The sequence below is a fragment of the Novosphingobium sp. KACC 22771 genome (assembly GCF_028736195.1).
Taxonomy (GTDB): domain Bacteria; phylum Pseudomonadota; class Alphaproteobacteria; order Sphingomonadales; family Sphingomonadaceae; genus Novosphingobium.
In genome coordinates this window covers 388547-405545 of record NZ_CP117882.1, presented here as the reverse complement: position 1 = coordinate 405545, position 16999 = coordinate 388547, and the positions used below count along the sequence as shown (strand labels likewise).

The following is a 16999-nucleotide window of genomic DNA, read 5'->3' as shown; positions in this document are numbered from 1 at the left end:
CTGGACAAAGGTGAGAAAACCGCCATAGGCTGCGCTCTGCGGGAGGGACCTTGGCGGTGAATCAAAAGCCAGTGCAGGAGTATCAGACGACGGATCGGGTGGATAAATCGCTGCGGATTCATGGCTCCATTGCCCGCGATCTGGGCATAGCCATTGTTACCGGCCATTATCCGCCCGGCCACGTCCTGCCCAGCGAGGTGGATTTTGCCCAGCAAAACAACATCTCGCGCACCGCCTATCGCGAGGCGATCCGCATTCTGGCCGCCAAGGGGCTGGTGGAAAGCAAGCCCAAGGCGGGCACGCGCATCACCGATCCGGCGCGCTGGCATATGCTGGACCCCGATGTGCTGGCCTGGACCTTTGAGGGCGAGCCGACCCAGAGCTTTATCGACGATTTGTTTGAATTGCGCATGGTGCTCGAACCGGCGGCGGCGGAACTGGCCGCGCGCCGCCGCACCGGGCAGCAATTGGCGCAAATGGGCCATGCGCTGGAGGAAATGGCGCGCCATGGCCTGGCCAGCGCCGCCGGACAGGCCGCCGACCAGAGTTTTCACAGCACCTTGCTGAGCGCCACGCGCAATGCCTCGCTGATCTCATTGGCCAGCTCGATCGGCGCGGCCGTGCGCTGGACCACGATCTACAAGCAGCGCAAACGCAAGCTGCCGCGCGATCCCGTGCCCGACCATCGCGTGCTCTTCGATGCAATTGCCGATGCCGATCCGGCCGCCGCACGCGCCGCCATGGTGCGGCTGATCGAACTGGCGCTGGAGGACATCGGCCTTTCCATCTAGGCGAGGTGCTTCTTCTCCCTATTTCGCCACCGACACGCGATAGACCATCGTGTGGGCATAGGGATGCTGGGGATCAATCCGCGCGGAACCGAAGGCGGGCTGGTTGGGCGTATCGGGGAATTTCTGGGGTTCGAGCGCGATCCCGTCGCCCATGCGATAGATATGGCCGTTCTTGCCCAGCATCGTGCCGTCAATGAAATTGCCGGTGTAGAACTGGACCCCCGGCTCGGTGGACAGCACCTCAAGCACCCGGCCCGAGGTCTTGTCGGCCAGACGGGCCAGCAACTTGGGCGTCTTGGTCAGCCCGGCGTCGATGGCAAAATTGTGATCATAGCCGCGCGCAATCGCCAATTGCTCGTCATGCCCATCGCGCAAAGATTGGCCCACCACGCGCCCCTTGCGAAAATCAAACGGCGTGCCCGCCACCGCGCGCAATTCGCCTGTGGGGATCAAAGCGGGATTGACCGGCGTGTAATGGCTGGCCGGAATGGTCAGCACCTCGTCCATGGCATCGCGCGGCCCGCCCTCACCCGCCAGATTGAACAGCGCATGATTGGTCATGTTAACAATGGTCGGCTTGTCGGTTTTCGCGGCAAAGGCGATGGTCAGATTGCCCGCTTCATCCAGCGAATAGGTGACCGTGGCGTCCAGCGTGCCGGGATAGCCGCTGTCGCCATCGGGGCTGATATGGCGCAGCACCACCGAGGCAAGTTTGCCCGAGGTTACGCTTTCGACTTTCCACAACTGGCGATCAAAGCCCTTGCCGCCGCCATGCAGGCTGTTCACCTTGTCATTGAGCGGAAGCTGATAAGTCTGGCCATCAAGTGTAAACTTGCCGCCCGCGATCCGGTTGGCATAGCGCCCCACCGTGACGCCGAAAAAGGACTGGCGCGCCTCATACGCCCCGGCATCGGCCAGGCCGATCACGATATCCGCCGATTTGCCCTGACGGTCGGGCGCCATGAATTTCTGCAACGTGGCGCCATAGGCCAGAATGCGCGCCGAAACCCCATGGCCGTTGGTCAGCGTCACCGCCTCGACCGCGCGGCCATCGGCCAGTTTGCCGCCGTCCTCGCGCCGGGCCGTCGCGGCATGGGCGCTCGACGAAAGCATTACCGCCACCACCGCAGATCCGGCCAATTTCGTCCAGTCCATCGCATACTCTCCATCGAATTTTGTCATACTTATGTATTTGCAAGGCCAGTCCGTCAGGCAAGCATCCCAAGCCATACACTCACCGTTCATCCGGATTTATCGCTGAATTTCATCTAGAAATTTTGCAGGCCCGTCAATATATAATCGGACTAAATATAAGATGGGATTACAGGATGACCTTCACCCGCCGCGAATATCTGGCCGCCAGCGCCTCTATGCTGGGCCAGCCTGCCATAAGCGCCGTTTCCCGGCAAACCGACGCCCCGACGACGCTCGGCGAACACCGCCTGTGGTACACCGATCCGGCCAAGGTCTGGACCGAGGCGCTGCCCATCGGCAACGGCCGGATCGGCGCGATGGTCTTTGGCGGCACCGGGCAGGAACGCCTGCAATTGAACGAGGATACGCTGTGGAGCGGCGGCCCCTATGATCCGGTCAATCCACAGGCCGCACAGGCTCTGCCGCAAGTGCGCGCGCTGATTGCCAAGGGCGATTATGCCGGAGCGCAAGCGCTGGCCGATGCCGCCATGATGGGCCGCCCGCTGCATCAGATGGCCTATCAGACGCTGGGCGATCTGTTGATCGACATGCCGCTCGGCGTTCCGGTCGGCTCCTATCGCCGCGAACTCGACCTTGACGCGGCCACTGCCTCCACCCGCTTTGCCGCAGGCGGCGTAACGATCGAACGCGAGATTTTCGCTTCGCCCGCCGATCAGGTCATTGCCCTGCGCATCTTTGCCAAGGGCGGCCTGCTGCCCGCGATGACGCTGCGCCTGAAAAGTCCGCACACCACCGAGGCGGCGGCGCAAGACGACACAATCCTGCTTTCGGGCCAAAACGGCATGGCCGAGGGCATCCCCGGCGCGCTGCGTTTTTCCGCCCGTCTCCGTATCTTCGCTCCGCAAGGCACATGGCGCGCGCAGGGCGATGCCCTCCATGTCGATCCCGCGCGCGAGGTCATCCTGCTGCTGGCCATGGCAACCAGCCATCGCGGCCCCAAAGACGTCTCGGGCGATCCGCAGGCCATCACCGCGCAACAGATTGCCGCGGCATCCGCCCTGCCCTTTGCCACCTTGCGCCAGCGCCATCTGGCGCAGCATCGCCGCCTCTATCGCAGCGCCTCGTTGCAACTGACGCCGGGCGAGGGCGCAGCGCTGCCCACAGACCAACGGATTGCCGCCAATGAGAGCGAGGATGATCCTGCACTGGCCGCGCTCTATTTTCACTATGCGCGCTATCTGCTGATCTGTTCGTCGCGCCCCGGATGCCAACCGGCCAATCTGCAGGGCATATGGAATGACAAGACCAACCCGCCCTGGGGTTCGAAATATACGATCAATATCAACACCCAGATGAATTACTGGCCCGCCGATCCGGTGGGGCTGGCCGAATGTTTCGAACCCTTGCTGCGCCTGACGCGGGAATTGGCGCACTCGGGCCGGGAAACCGCGCAGCGGATGTATGGCGCGCGCGGCTGGATGGCACATCATAACACCGATCTGTGGCGCGCTGCCGCGCCCATCGACGGCGCGGCATGGGGCCTGTGGCCGATGGGCGGCGCATGGCTGTGCAACATGCTGTGGGACCGTTGGGATTATGGGCGCGACCGGGCCTATCTCGCGGCCATCTATCCGCTGATGCACGGGGCCTGTCTGTTCTTCCTCGACACGCTGCAGCCTTCGGCCAAGGGTCTGGTCACCTCCCCTTCGATCTCGCCGGAAAACCCGCATCCCTTCGGCGCCTCGGTCTGCGCCGGGCCGGCGATGGACCGCCAGATCCTGCGCGATCTGTTTGACCGCACGGCCGATGCGGCGCGGCAATTGGGCAAGGACGCCGATTTCGTCGCGCAACTGGCCAAGACACGCGCGGCTCTGGCGCCCGACCGGATCGGTAAAAGCGGGCAATTGCAGGAATGGCTGGAGGATTGGGACGATGCCGCGCCCGAGGCGCACCATCGCCACGTCTCGCATCTCTACGCCCTTTATCCCAGCCAGCAGATCGCGCACGACACCACGCCCGATCTGGCCCGCGCGGCCCGTGTCTCGCTGGAAAAGCGCGGGGATGAATCGACCGGTTGGGCCACGGCATGGCGCATTGCCCTGTGGGCGCGGCTGGGCGATGGCGAGCGGGCGCATCGCATTCTGCGCTTTCTGCTGGGCCGGGGGCGGACCTATCCCAACATGTTCGATGCGCATCCCCCTTTTCAGATCGACGGTAATTTCGGCGGCTGCGCGGCCATGGCCGAAATGCTGTTGAACAGCCGCGATGGGCTGATCCATCTGCTGCCCGCCCTGCCCACGGCATGGCGCGAAGGGGAGGCAAAAGGGCTGGTTGCGCGCGGCGGGGTGCGGGTTGATCTGGTTTGGCGCGAGGGCATACTCGCCGAGGTAACGCTTTCCGCTATGTACGCGCAGGATTGCACCTTGCGTCTGGGCGCCGTCTCGCGCTCATTACGGCTCGCGCCCGGACGCGTCATGCGGCTCTATGGCCCCAATCTGCGGCCGGCATAAAAAAGGAGCCGGCAGCGCGATGCTGCCGGCCCTTCAGTGCTTCCCCGGGTCGCTGGGGTGGGTCTAAGCGGAGGGGCGGGGAAATCAGAGCGCCAGATCGGCAGGCTTGGCCACATCAAACTCGCCCGAAACACTGGGCAGACCGCTGTCGGGCTGGCCGCCGCCAAGGGTGAGCTGATAATGCCCGGCAAACACCTGACGCCGCCCGTCGGCCGTCACGGCCGAAAGATCGCGGGGCGAGAGGTCGAGCGTGATCTGACGGCTTTCACCGGCTTTGAGCGAAACACGCTGGAACCCGCGCAGGGCAATGCGCGGCGCGCCGGGCAATTGCGGAACCTTGAGGTAAAGCTGCACCACCTCGTCGCCGTCGCGCGCGCCGGTGTTGCGCACCTGGGCGGTCACGCGGATGCCCTTGGCGGCGTCGCCCTCGACCGGCGCAATCTGCGGCGCGGAATAGGCAAAGCTGGTATAGCTGAGGCCATAGCCGAAGCCATAGACCGGCGTGCCGGTGAAATAGCGATAGGTGCGGCCCTGCATCGAATAATCGTCGAAGGCAGGCAAGTCCTTGACATCGCGATAGAAGGTCAGAGGCAGACGCCCCGCCGGATTGGCCGCGCCCGACAGGACATTGGCCACCGCCAACCCACCCGACTGGCCCGGATACCATGCCTCCAAAATCGCATTGGCATTGTCCTTGGCCCAGCCCAGATTGATCGGGCTGCCGTTCATCGTCACCACGGCCAGCGGCTTGCCCGCCGCCTTCGCCCTGGCCAGCAATTCGCGCTGATCGGCGGGCAGTTCGAGCGAGGTCTTATCGCCCCCGTCAAAGCCCTCGATCTTGATCGGCATTTCCTCGCCTTCCAGCTCGGCGGTCAGGCCCACTACGGCCAGTACGACATCGGCATCCTTCACCGCGCGCGCCATGTCGCCATAGGTGTCATGCGAAATCCGTTTCCAGAACATGCCGGGCGAGGCCGCGCCGCCGCCTTCCATGTCGAAATGCATCTTGTAGCGCTGGCCCTTTTTCAGATCGACATCGACAAATTCGGGCCGCTCGCCCCACAGCGAATAACGGTCGGATTTGACGGTGGGCTTGCCGTCGATCTCGATCGCGCCTTTCACCGCTGTCACGGCAAGGCGATAGGTGCCGGTGTCCGGCGCGACGAAATAGCCGTCCCACACCACCTTGTAGGTGTCGGCCACCTGTTTCAGCTCCGAAGCCTTGGTCGAAAGGTTGGTCTCGGTGCGGGTCACCACCGGCTTGGCGGCGAATTTTCGCTCGCCGCGCGGGGCGTTGGGGTCAATCGCATTGTAATAGGCCGCGCGCAGGCCCGGCTTGCCGTCGGGCGTGACGAAATGGCCATCGGGCACCAGATCGCCATCGGTGATCGAGGACGAGAAAGGCACATGGACGATGGTCGCCTTGGGGAAGGCGCGGCGCAGCCCGTCGAGCACCGAGACCGGCGGAGCGCTGGCCGCCGAGGAATAATTGCCGCGCAGCACGCGCGTGGCATCCGCCAGCGGGCCGACCACCACGATTTTCGAATTGGAACGCAGCGGCAGCAGCCCGTCATTCTTGAGCAGCACCATGCTCTGCGTCGCCGTGTTCAGCGCCAGCGCGCCATTCTGCGGCGTGCCGATAGCCTTGACGGGCACCATCGAGGGCTGGCGCGCGGCGAGGCCCGGCAGATCGCCATTGCGATAGCGGGCCGAGAACAGGCGGACCAGCGCGCGATCAAGGTCCGCATCGGTCAGCAAGCCCCGCTTGAGCGCGGCCATATAGCGGTCGCCCAGCCCCTTGGCCTCGCCGATGGTGCCGGTGTGGCATTCATTGTCGACGCCCGTGCGGAAAGCCGCAGCCACGCCCGCAGCAGGATCGGTGGCATATTTGTGATGGTCGGCAATATCGACCACCGCATCGCAATCCGACACCACATAACCCTTGAAACCCCATGCCGCGCGCAGATGGTCCTTCAAAAGATCATTGCTGGCGCAGGCGGGCTGGCCGTCGATGCGGTTATAGGCGCACATGATCGAGCCCGCGTGCCCATCGACAATCGCGGCGCGGAAGGCGGGCAGATAGGTATCCTCAAGATCATGGCGCGAGACAAAGACATTGGCCGCGTGGCGCGTGGACTCCGGGCCGGAATGCACGGCAAAATGCTTGGGTGTGGCCACCACATCGGGCAGGTCGGGATTGTCGCCCTGCATGCCCGTGACAAAGGCGACGCCCATATGGGCAGTCAGGAACGGGTCCTCGCCATAGGTCTCCTGCCCCCGGCCCCAGCGCGGATCGCGATAGATATTGATGTTGGGCGACCATGTGTCCAGCCCGGTGCCGATCTTGCCCAGATGGCCTGTCTCGCGGCCCAACGTGTGGAGCGCGCGCACCTCGACGCTGATCGTGCGCGCCACATCATGGATGAGCGGCGTGTTGAATGTGGCGGCAAGGCCTACGGGCTCGGGGAAATTGGTGGTGGGCACCGCGCCGATTGCGCCATGCAGGCTTTCCGTCCACCAGTTATAGGCCGGGATGTTCAGGCGCGGGATCGCCGGGGCGACATTGACGAGTTGCGCCACCTTTTCCTCGGTGGTCAGCTTGCCCACAAGATCGGCGGCCATCCTGTCGGCCTGCGCAACCGGATCGGCGCCCTGGGCCGATGCCGCATGGGGCAGGGCCAGCAGCAGGGCGGCGGCAAGAGTGGCGCGCGAAACGGGCACGCGCGAAGCATTCAGAAAATGGGACACACAATTCTCCCCTGAGGCATGATCGAATGGCGGGGCGCCGACATGGCGCCCACACGTTCACACCGGCTGAAGTCCGTATTGGGCGATCTTTTCAATGAGATCGCGATGACGCGGCAGGCGTGAGATCAGCTTCTGCGTCATCTCGCGGTTTTCGCGCAGCGCGCGCTGCGCATCCAGCGCCTCCGGGCGCAGATGCTCGCGCTCGACCTCGCTGCGGAAACCCATGCCATAAAGCACGTATTGATAGGAGGCGGGCGGGAACACCTCGTCCACCCGGTCAAACTCATCATGGAACCACGGCGGCTGATAACGCCACAGGTGCAGCAGATCCTGCAAACGCTGCGGAATGCTGGCCGAGTCCATGTTGTCGCGCCAGAAAGCTGTGTCGCGGCGCTGGCTCAAGACATAGTGCAGCTTGAGGAAATCAATGATCCGGCCCCAGCGGTAATGGGTCTTTTCATTGAACCTGTCGGCCACAATATCCATCACCTCGCGGTTGACCGGCATCTGTTCGGCAATCAACTTGGCCGAAAGCTCGATCAGCATGATGGCCGAAGCCTCCAGCGGTTCAAGGAAGCCTGCCGCCATGCCCACGGCCACGCAATTGCGTTTCCAGAAGGTCTCGCGATGGCCCGCACGGATCTTGAGCTTGCGCGCGGGCAGATCCTTGGCGCTAGGCCCCAGATAGGCGCGCAATTCGGCCTCGGCCTCATCGTCGCTGATATGACGGCTGGAGAACACATGGCCCACCCCGCGCCGCGTGGGCAGGCCGATGTCCCAGATCCAGCCTGCCGACTGGGCCGTGGAAATCGTCTGAGAGGCAATCGGCGCGTCGGGCGCGGGATAGGGCACCTGCACCGCCAGCGCCGTGTCGCAGAAGAGGATATGGCTGCAATCACGGAAACCAACGCCCAGCGTGCGGTCCAGCAACAGGCCATGCGTGCCCGTGCAGTCGATAAACAGATCGCCCTCGATCTCGCCCGCCTGCATGGTCACAATGGATTTGATGTCGCCGTTTTCATGCTGGATCACATCCTGCACATCGGCGGGCACATAGCGCACGCCCAGCTTTTGTGTGCAATGGCGCTGCATAAAGGGGGCGAATTTGCCCGCATCCAGATGATAGGCGTAATTGGTCAGCGCTTCATATTCGGCTGTGCTGACGGTCTTGGGCGCAAGGCCGTGATCGCACACCTGCCCCTGAGGACAAACCGCATCGCAAAAGCTCTCGTTGCTCTCCGAGGCCAGCCAATGCGGCACCATATTCAACTGGCCAAAGCGCTGGGGCAAAACGAGCGGATGGTAATAGGCGTCATCCGGCGCGCCGGTGGTCCATTTGGCAAAAAGCGCGCCCTGTTTGAAGGCGGCATCGCATTCGCGGAAGAAATCGGTTTCGGAAACGCCGACCTTTTTCAGGGTCTGGCGCATGGTGGGCCATGTGCCCTCGCCCACGCCGATGATGGGGACATCGGGCGATTCCACCAGCGTTACGGTGAAATCCCCGGGCATGCGCCCTTGATGCCGGGCCGCAATGATCGCCGCAGTCAGCCAACCGGCCGTGCCGCCGCCCACGATCACCACATTGCGCACCGCCTGAACCATTCCCCTGCTCCGATGCCTGTTATGATGGCGGGCGGCGCCGGAAAACCGGCCGCCGCCTCGCCTTATGTCCGATTAATAGTGGAAACGGGCGCCGAAAACAAACCGGCGGCCATAGGACCACGTATCAAGCGGCTGGTTCGACCAACGGCCATAGGTGCTGTAGGTCGAATTGTTGAGGTTGGTGCCTTCGGCAAAGATCGTCACCTGCTTGGTGATGTCATAGCTGGCGCTGGCATCGACCTGAACCTGCTGATTCACGTTGACAGGTTCCGCGCCAAAGGTGCCGCCCTGCGTCTGGCCCAGCGTCAGCAGATAGCTGTCGCGCCAGTTGACAGCCACACGGGCCTGAAGGCCGTGCTTGTCATAGAAACCGACAAAGTTGGCCGAATTGGCAAGGCCGGTGATCGCAAAGGCCGCACCCGAAATGTCGGATGTGTCGAAATTGCGATTGGTCTTGACCAACGTGGCATTGGCGTTGAAGCCAAAGCCGGTTTCGCCAAACACGTGCTGCAAGGCGATTTCCACGCCCTTGACCACGCCGTCCGGCCCGTTGATCCGGCCGTTGACCTGGAACTGGGCGGTCTGGCCGGTGAAGGGATCGGTCACGCCGTTGATCGACTGGGTGCTCACGCCCCCGACGATGAAGTTCGAGATATACTTGAGGAAGCCGTTGACCGCAAAGTACGAGTTCTTCTTGTAGTAAAACTCGGCCGCAACGTCGAAATTATCCGACAGATAGGGCTTGAGCGCCGCATTGCCGCCCGATGCGGCAAGGCTGCCCTTGCGCATCGTGCCCAGCGTGATGTTGGGCTTGAGATAGCTGAGCGCGGGGCGTGTGAGCGTACGCGAAGCATCGGCGCGCAGCGTCAGCTTAGGCGTCACCTCCAGCTTGGCGTCAAAGCTGGGCAGGAGGTAGTTGTAGTTGGTGGTCTTGATGATCGCCTGCTGCGGCGTATACGAACCCACCGTGATCAGCGTCGGGTCGGTCGTTACCGTAATCAGGTTGACCGGCAGCGTGCCGATGGCCGAAGCCTCAAGATGGGTGAATTCATCGCGCAGGCCCGCCGAGAAGTGGAACGGCATGCCCGCCAGATCGGCATCCATCGCCACCTTGAGCCAACCCGCATAGGTCTGCTCCTTCACGCCCAGCACGGTGCTGGGGTCAAAGGCGGGCGCCGTGCCCACGCCCGTGGGATCAAGCAGCTTGTAGACCGCATAGGGATCATACTTGATGAGCGCGGGAGCCACATTGCCCGAATAGCCGGGCATGAAGCCCGAGGTGCTGATGATGCCCTGATAGATGCTGGCGGGCAGCGGGGCGATCGAACCGGTGCGGCCCGAAGGCGCGCCATAACCGGCATAGCGGGCAAAGGTGCCGTTGACGAAGGTGTTCTGGCTTTCCTGATGGAACTTGTCTTCCGAATAGCGGACGCCAAAGTCGATCTTGAGGTTTTCCTGTTCCCACCGGCCCGCAGCTTTGAACTGCTTGACCAAGTCGGTGTAGTAATTGGCGCCGCGCACGATCACGTGGTTGCCGATAACGGCCTGGTTGGTGAAAGCCGCCGCATTGCCCGCCGGGCCGACATCATGGATGCTGGGCAGGTAATTGGCGCTGCTCCCCAGCATGGTCGCGCCGGTGTTGGCGCCCAGAATGGTGGAATAGCGGGTGCAGACGCCATTGGTGCAGGGCGTGGAAACAAACGTGCCATTGGGATCGACATTGCTGCCGCCATAGCCGATGTCCATATTGTCATTATAGCCGTTATTGCCCGGGTTCAGCACCGAGCGCGACAGGGCGGCGTCAAAGTCAAACTTCAGATTGTCGGTCGCTTCCCACTTCAGGTTGGCCCCGAACATGTTGGTCTGGTTGATCGTGCGCTGGATGCCCGCATTGAAGTCCATCGGCGTGCCGAACTGATTGAAATCGGTCACGGTGCCGTTGGAATCGAACTTCACATTGCGCAGGTCGTCGCCGTTGAACCACGCGCCATAGCCATAGCTTTGCTGATGCAGGACCTGACGGCTGAAATTGTCATCAAGGGTCAGCAGCAGCTTGTCATTGGCCTGCCACTGGAAGGCGATGCGGCCATCGATGCGCGCATCCTCTGTCGTCACCTGATTGGCGCCGATCTGCTGCGGGAACCAGCCCACCTTGGTCGGTGCCGAAGGATTGGAAAGCTGCGCGTCGGTGCAGGCGGCATTGACCTGACAGGTGTTGAACTGCTTGCCGATCCAGCCGGGGATAAAGACCTGGTTCGAGGTCGTGTCCGCGCGGCGATAGGCCACATAGCCGAGCAAGCCCACCGTATCATCGGCAAAGGTGTTGCTCAGCAGCAGGCCACCCGAAGGCACAACCTTGCCGTTGCGGTCCTGCACGGTGCCCGCAGCCTTGGCCGCCATCTGGAAACCCTTGCGATCAAACGGCTTGGGCAGATTGACATCCAGTGTAGCGCCAATGGCGCTGGAGCCCAGCGTCACGTCCGGCGTCTTGTAAACGCTCATACGGCTGACGAAATCGGAACCGATGGTAGTGAAATCGACCGCGCGGTTGCCCGATGCGGTGGAAAGATGGCGACCGTCAAACTGGGTATCGTTGAAATCGCCGCCAAAGCCGCGCACAGTCACACCATTGGCTTCGCCGCGCTGGCCGGTGCGCTGGATCGAAATGCCGGGCAGGCGCTGCAGCGAGTCAGCGACGTTGGAATCAGGGAATTTGCCGATGTCTTCGGCCGAGATCGCATCCACCACGCCCGACGCGGCGCGCTTGATGTCCATGTTGCGCTGAAGCGAGCCACGGATGCCGGTGACAATAATTTCAGCATTCGACGGATCGGCCGGTTCAGCCGCATAGGCCGGGCCAGCCATGGCCACCGCCAGGGCGCTCATGCCGCCGGCGAGCAGCCATTTTGAAACTAATGCTTTTGCCATATCCTCTCCCCTTGAAATACGTTCTGGCGATTGCCCGCCCAAGGCAACGACACCTGCACGTCTGCTCCGCCGACCATCTTGCCGGACTGCCTGCGGATTTTGCGATGAATTACAGATGGAGCCGCGGGTCGCGGCATGCCTGCAATTCCTCTCCATGCGGTGCTGTTGCGTCACCTTGCATTGCGGCTCTAGCGGAGTTAGGTAGCGCTATCAAGAGAAATAAGTCTGGGTAATTAGCGCAAGGCGGCGGTGTGGCGGAATATACACACATAAGGCAGACAAAATGGCGAAAAGCGGAAAGTGCGCTTGCTCGTCCGCCCTGCTTTCACGCATAGTTAGCGCAAACGAACGGAGAGGACATTGGTGGAAAAACTGGAAGCACTCAACAGTGTGGCGCATCGCGATCTGCGCATTCACCCGATGGCGGGAGGCCATCCCCACTTTGTTCAGATCACCTTGATCGAGGCGGAAAAGGCTGCCTCCTGCTGCCCGCTCTTCTTTGCCAAAAGCCCGGAAACGGGACAGTTCGGGCTGGGCGCGCTTTACGGATTTTCCTCTGGCGAAGTGCTGGTTGAAGGCGCGAATGAGGCAAATGCGGCGTTTTTGCCGTGCAGTATCCAGCGCCAGGGCTTCTTTGCCGATGGTGGCGATATTGTGATCGATCTGGCCGACCCGCGCTTTGCGCCGGGCGGCACGATCCCCCTGTTCGAAGCCGACGGCAGCCCCAGCGACGAGATGCGCCTGATCCAGCGCGCCGTGGGCGTCATGGTCCAGCACACCCCGCCCACGCAGGCATTTATTGAGGAAATGCTCCGCCTGCGCATCATCGAACCCGTCGATATTACGCTCAATTTCGACGATGGCGCCCGCGTGTCGCTTGAAGGGCTCTATACGATCAGCGGGGACGCGCTCAACGCGCTGGATGATATGGATATCGTCCGACTATTTCGTCAGGGCTGGCTGCAGGCCGCATGGACGATTCGCGGATCATTGCATCAGGTGGCCGTGCTGGCCCGACGCCGCAATGAGCGACTGGCGGGCGGCTGATGATGACGCGCCCTTTGCGCGAATGGGCCGCCGACGATCCGGCACTGCGCGACCCGACCGCCTTTCGGGAAAAGGTGGCGATGGGCGGAGAGCCCGTGCTGATTCGCGGTTATGCGCAAAGCTGGCCATTGTTGCAGGCGGCGCAAATTTCCGACCGCACCGTCTGTGATTATCTGCGCCGCCACGACAGCGGCAAACGGCCCCAGGTGATGCTGGGTGATCCAGCCATCGAGGGGCGCTATTTCTATCGCGACGGGCTCGACGGTTTAAATTTCGAGCGAATCGAAATGAGCATTGACGATGCCCTGGACCGAATGCTGGCTCACGCCGAAGATCCGGCGCTGCCATCCGCCTATCTGGGCTCTCTGGTGACCCCCGCCTATTTGCCCGGCCTTGTCGATGCGCATCCATGCGCGCTGGCGCCGCCCGGAGTGGCCATGCGCCTGTGGATCGGCAATGCATCGCATGTGGCATGTCATTATGATGCCTACGAAAATTTCGCCTGCGTGCTGGCCGGGCGGCGGCGTTTCACGCTTTACCCCCCCGATGCGATCGGCGACCTCTATGTCGGCCCGATTGACTTCACGCTGGCCGGCCAACCGGTCAGCATGGCCGCCGCCGACCGCGATCACCCCCAACGCTATCCCCGCTTTGCTCGCGCCGAGGCGCGCAAACTGGTGGTGGAACTGGAACCGGGCGATGCGCTTTATCTGCCCAAATTGTGGTGGCATCAGGTCGAGGCCCTCTCGCCATTCAACATCATGGCCAATTTCTGGTGGGATGCCTTTGCCATCGGGCCGGACGCGCCCATGCTGGCGATGCTGCTTGCCATGATTACGCTGGGCGAACGGCCCGAGGCGGACCGCAAGGCGTTTCGCGCCTATTTCGACCATTTCGTATTCCGCCCGGATGGTCACCCCTTGGCGCATCTGCCGCCGGAAAAGCGCGGGGTGCTGCGCGATCTGGCGGGGGGCGGCTATGGCCAGATCCGGGCGATGATCATGCGGACGCTGCGCGGGCAATAAGCAACATCTTGACAGATCAACCTTCTTATTTAGTCTGATTATAAATCGACCGCATTGGCCTTTGCCGGAGCCAGCATTGCGACGATTCGCTCCATTTATCGTCGTTCCTCGAAAATCTTTGCGGATCGGCCCAAGGCAGTATGCCGATATTTAGACAGACAAAACAGGAGAAGGCCATGAAACGCTCCGCTCTGCTGTGCTCGCTCGCGCTGATAACCGCGCCCGCGCAGGCACAGGTCAACACAGCCGCCCCGGCCGCGATCGCCGGCGCCCCGACCACCACGGTCCAGACGATCAAGGTCCACGGCGCCGCACTCGAACACGCTCTGGAAGGCGACAGCGCCGAGCGCGAAGTGCTGATCGTGCTGCCGCCCAGCTATGGCCGCGACAAAAACCGGCGCTATCCAGTGGTCTATGCGCTGCACGGCTATTCCATCGGCGCGCGCCAATGGACCGCCGAAATCCATGTGCCCCAGGTCATCGAAAACGCCTATGCCCAGGGCGCGCAGGAGATGATCTTCGTCTTTCCCGACAGCAAGACCGCGCATAATGGCTCGATGTATTCCAGTTCGGCCACCACGGGCGATTTCGAAACCTTCATCTCGCGCGATCTGGTCGCTTATATCGACGCGCATTACCGCACCATCGCCCGGCGTGAGAGCCGCGGCCTGATCGGTCATTCGATGGGCGGCTATGGCGCCAGCAGGATCGGGATGAAACATGCCGATGTGTTTGGCGCGCTTTATCTGATGAGCCCCTGCTGCCTTTCGGCGCGCGGGCTGTTCGGCGTCACGCCCGAGGCGATGCAGGCTTATGCCGCCATGAAATCCCCGGCGGATTCCGCATCCCTGCCCTGGGCCCAGCGCGGCACGCTGGCTGCCGCCGCCGCTTGGTCGCCCAATCCCAAGAACCCGCCGCTCTATCTCGACCTGCCCATGGCGGCCGGTCCTGCGGGAGACTTCAAGCCTCGCGAGGATGTGCTGGCCAAATGGGCGGCTAATGCACCGCTGTCCTTTGTGGACCAATATATCGGCCAATTGCGCCGCTACGCCGCCATCGCCATGGATGTGGGCGACAAGGACGGCCTGAAGGCCGACACCGCCCGGCTGCATGATGTGCTCGACAGCTATGGCATCGCCAACAGTTTCACCATCTATGAAGGCGATCACACCAACCGCGTCGCCTTCCGCTTTCAGGAGCAGGTCGTGCCCTTCTTCAGCCAGCATCTCGTGTCGGGAAAACGCCCGTGAAGCGCGCTGTGAAAACCGGCCTGCTGCTGGCCGCCGGCTTTGCGGCAACCGGCCTGATCACAACCGAGCTGCATGCCGCGCCCGACCCTTTGGCGCCAACCGGGCAATGGAGCGTCACCGCGCGCGGTCAGGCCCCCCTGCCCCCGATGGGCTGGAACAGTTGGAACGTCTTCAACAGTGATATTGACGAGGAAAAGCTGATGGCGGCGGCCAAGGCGCTGGTCGATACCGGGCTGGCCGCCAAGGGCTATCGCTATGTCGATATTGACGATGGCTGGTGGCTGAAACGGCGGCAGAACGACGGGCGCCTGCTGATCCGCACCGCCGCCTTTCCCTCGGCGCAGACGGGCGATGGCAACACCAGTTTTCGCCCACTGACCGACCGGCTGCATGCGATGGGACTGAAGGCGGGCATCTATTCCGACATTGGCCGCAACTCCTGCGGTCAGGCCTATACCGCCGATTTCAAGGGCCAGCCCGAAGGCAATGTGGCCGAGCGTGAAGTGGGCCTGTACGACCATATCGATCAGGACATCGGCCTGATGATGGGCGAATGGAACTTTGACCTCATCAAGATCGACGGTTGCGGCATCCGGGCCATGTCGCCGCAAAACAAGCTGGTTTCCTCGGGCCAGTATCGCGCGTTGGGGCCGCTGGTGGATTATGAAAACCTTTCGCGCACCGATATTCCTGCGGTGCGCGATCTCTATCGGCGGGTGGGGCTGGCGCTGGCGCGCACGCGGCCTGCCAATGATTATGTGCTCTCCATCTGTCTGTGGGGCGCGGCCGATGTGCGCAGCTGGGCCAAGGAACTGGGCAATATGTCGCGCACCAGCGAGGATATCTCGCCCAACTGGGAGCGGATGCTGCACAATCTCGATTCCGCATCCCGGCGCGAGCTTTACGCCCATCCCAACAGTTGGAACGACCCCGACATGCTCTATGTCGGCACCGGCGAATTCGACACCGCGCATGTTCAGGAAGCCCGCTCGCATATGGCGCTCTGGGCCATGCTCAACGCGCCGTTGATCATCGGCTATGACATGCGCAAGGCCACGCCCGAACTGCTCTCCATTCTGGGCAACGGCGCGCTGATCGCGCTCAATCAGGATGCGGGCGGCAATCAGGCAGTGCTGGCCTATGATGGCGACACCGCGCAGATTTTCGTGAAAACGCTGGCCGATGGCGGCAAGGCGGTGGCGCTTCTCAACCGCACGGGCGGGCCGATTAACGTCAAACTCACCGCCGCCCATCTCAAATTGCGCGAGGACAGCGGGATCGACCTGACCGACCTGTGGACCGGGGCGCAGAGCCACTTCACCAAGGAGGTCAACCTTCATCTGGCCGGGCATCAAACGCTGGTGTTCCGCGTTTCGGGCGCAAGGGCGCATCCGGACGGCGTCTATCTGTCGGAAATGCCGGGCAGCGTAAACCCGGCAGTCGATGGCATTGTCGAACCGATGGCCGATCCGATGGTGCATCGCGGGCTGCTGCCATGGCGGGGCACGCGCGGCGATGGCGAACATCCGATCTATGGCGGCTGGGGCGGCGCGCGCGCCGATGCCACGCCCTATGGCATGAGCCTGCGCATCGGCGGGGTCAATTTCTCCAGCGGGATCGGCGCTTTGGCCAATTCGCGGCTGGAGGTGCGCAATGCCGGTTATCGCAGCTTTGCCGCCAAAGTGGGTATCGACGATTCCGCCCTGTCGTCCGGCGCGCGGGTCCGTTTCGAAGTCTTTGCCGATGGCCGCAGTGTGGCGCGCAGCGGGTGGATGAAGCGCGGCGATCAGCCGGTGGCTCTGAACGCGGCGATCAAGGGCGCAAGCCTCATCGAACTGGTGGCGCGGGGCGAGCGCGGCGATATGCAGAATGTGACGGTAACATGGGGCGATGCAGCGCTCGACCGTTAAGCACCCGACAAAGGAAGGCCCGATGCGCAGATC

The 16999-nt window shown here is 62.7% G+C and carries 10 protein-coding genes; 6 read left to right on the top strand and 4 right to left on the bottom strand.

Annotation, left to right across the window (positions count from 1 at the left end):
• Positions 1–56 precede the first annotated feature (56 nt).
• Entirely contained in the window at positions 57–791 is a 735-nt protein-coding gene (locus tag PQ467_RS18740; RefSeq protein ID WP_274177051.1) for a FadR/GntR family transcriptional regulator, read from the top strand.
• 18 nt (positions 792–809) lie between these two features.
• On the opposite strand, the gene PQ467_RS18735 is transcribed toward PQ467_RS18740, so the two are convergent.
• Positions 810–1946, bottom strand: coding sequence for an aldose epimerase family protein (locus tag PQ467_RS18735; protein WP_274177050.1), 1137 nt, complete (start codon positions 1944–1946; stop codon positions 810–812).
• Between the two features lie 173 nt (positions 1947–2119).
• On the opposite strand from PQ467_RS18735, the gene PQ467_RS18730 reads away from it, so the two are divergent.
• Positions 2120–4456: a glycoside hydrolase family 95 protein gene (locus tag PQ467_RS18730; RefSeq protein WP_274177049.1), complete on the top strand. Its 2337-nt coding sequence runs from the start codon at positions 2120–2122 to the stop codon at positions 4454–4456.
• A gap of 84 nt (positions 4457–4540) precedes the next feature.
• Here the strand turns inward: PQ467_RS18730 and PQ467_RS18725 are convergent, their stop codons facing one another.
• From PQ467_RS18725 to PQ467_RS18715, 3 genes are all read right to left on the bottom strand, one after another.
• Positions 4541–7204: a glycoside hydrolase family 3 C-terminal domain-containing protein gene (locus tag PQ467_RS18725; protein ID WP_443193031.1), complete on the bottom strand. Its 2664-nt coding sequence runs from the start codon at positions 7202–7204 to the stop codon at positions 4541–4543.
• Between the two features lie 57 nt (positions 7205–7261).
• Entirely contained in the window at positions 7262–8806 is a 1545-nt protein-coding gene (locus PQ467_RS18720) for a tryptophan halogenase family protein (protein WP_274177048.1), read from the bottom strand.
• A 72-nt stretch (positions 8807–8878) separates the two neighbouring features.
• A complete protein-coding gene (locus PQ467_RS18715; protein ID WP_274177047.1) occupies positions 8879–11734 on the bottom strand; it encodes a TonB-dependent receptor in 2856 nt (951 codons plus the stop codon).
• Between the two features lie 363 nt (positions 11735–12097).
• On the opposite strand from PQ467_RS18715, the gene PQ467_RS18710 reads away from it, so the two are divergent.
• The 4 genes from PQ467_RS18710 (at position 12098) to PQ467_RS18695 (ending at position 16966) form a co-directional block, all read left to right on the top strand.
• Entirely contained in the window at positions 12098–12781 is a 684-nt protein-coding gene (locus PQ467_RS18710) for a SapC family protein (protein ID WP_274177046.1), read from the top strand.
• The gene (locus PQ467_RS18705; protein WP_274177045.1) at positions 12781–13806 is read left to right on the top strand and encodes a cupin-like domain-containing protein; all 1026 of its coding nucleotides are present in this window, start codon (positions 12781–12783) and stop codon (positions 13804–13806) included. Before PQ467_RS18710 ends, PQ467_RS18705 begins: the two co-directional genes overlap by 1 nt.
• Positions 13807–13982: 176 nt before the next feature.
• Complete coding sequence (locus PQ467_RS18700; protein WP_274177044.1) at positions 13983–15056, top strand: alpha/beta hydrolase; 1074 nt, start codon at positions 13983–13985, stop codon at positions 15054–15056.
• Positions 15053–16966, top strand: a complete 1914-nt coding sequence (locus tag PQ467_RS18695) for an NPCBM/NEW2 domain-containing protein (protein ID WP_443193030.1) — start codon at positions 15053–15055, stop codon at positions 16964–16966. The genes PQ467_RS18700 and PQ467_RS18695 overlap by 4 nt, the downstream gene beginning before the upstream one ends.
• Positions 16967–16999: the final 33 nt, after the last annotated feature.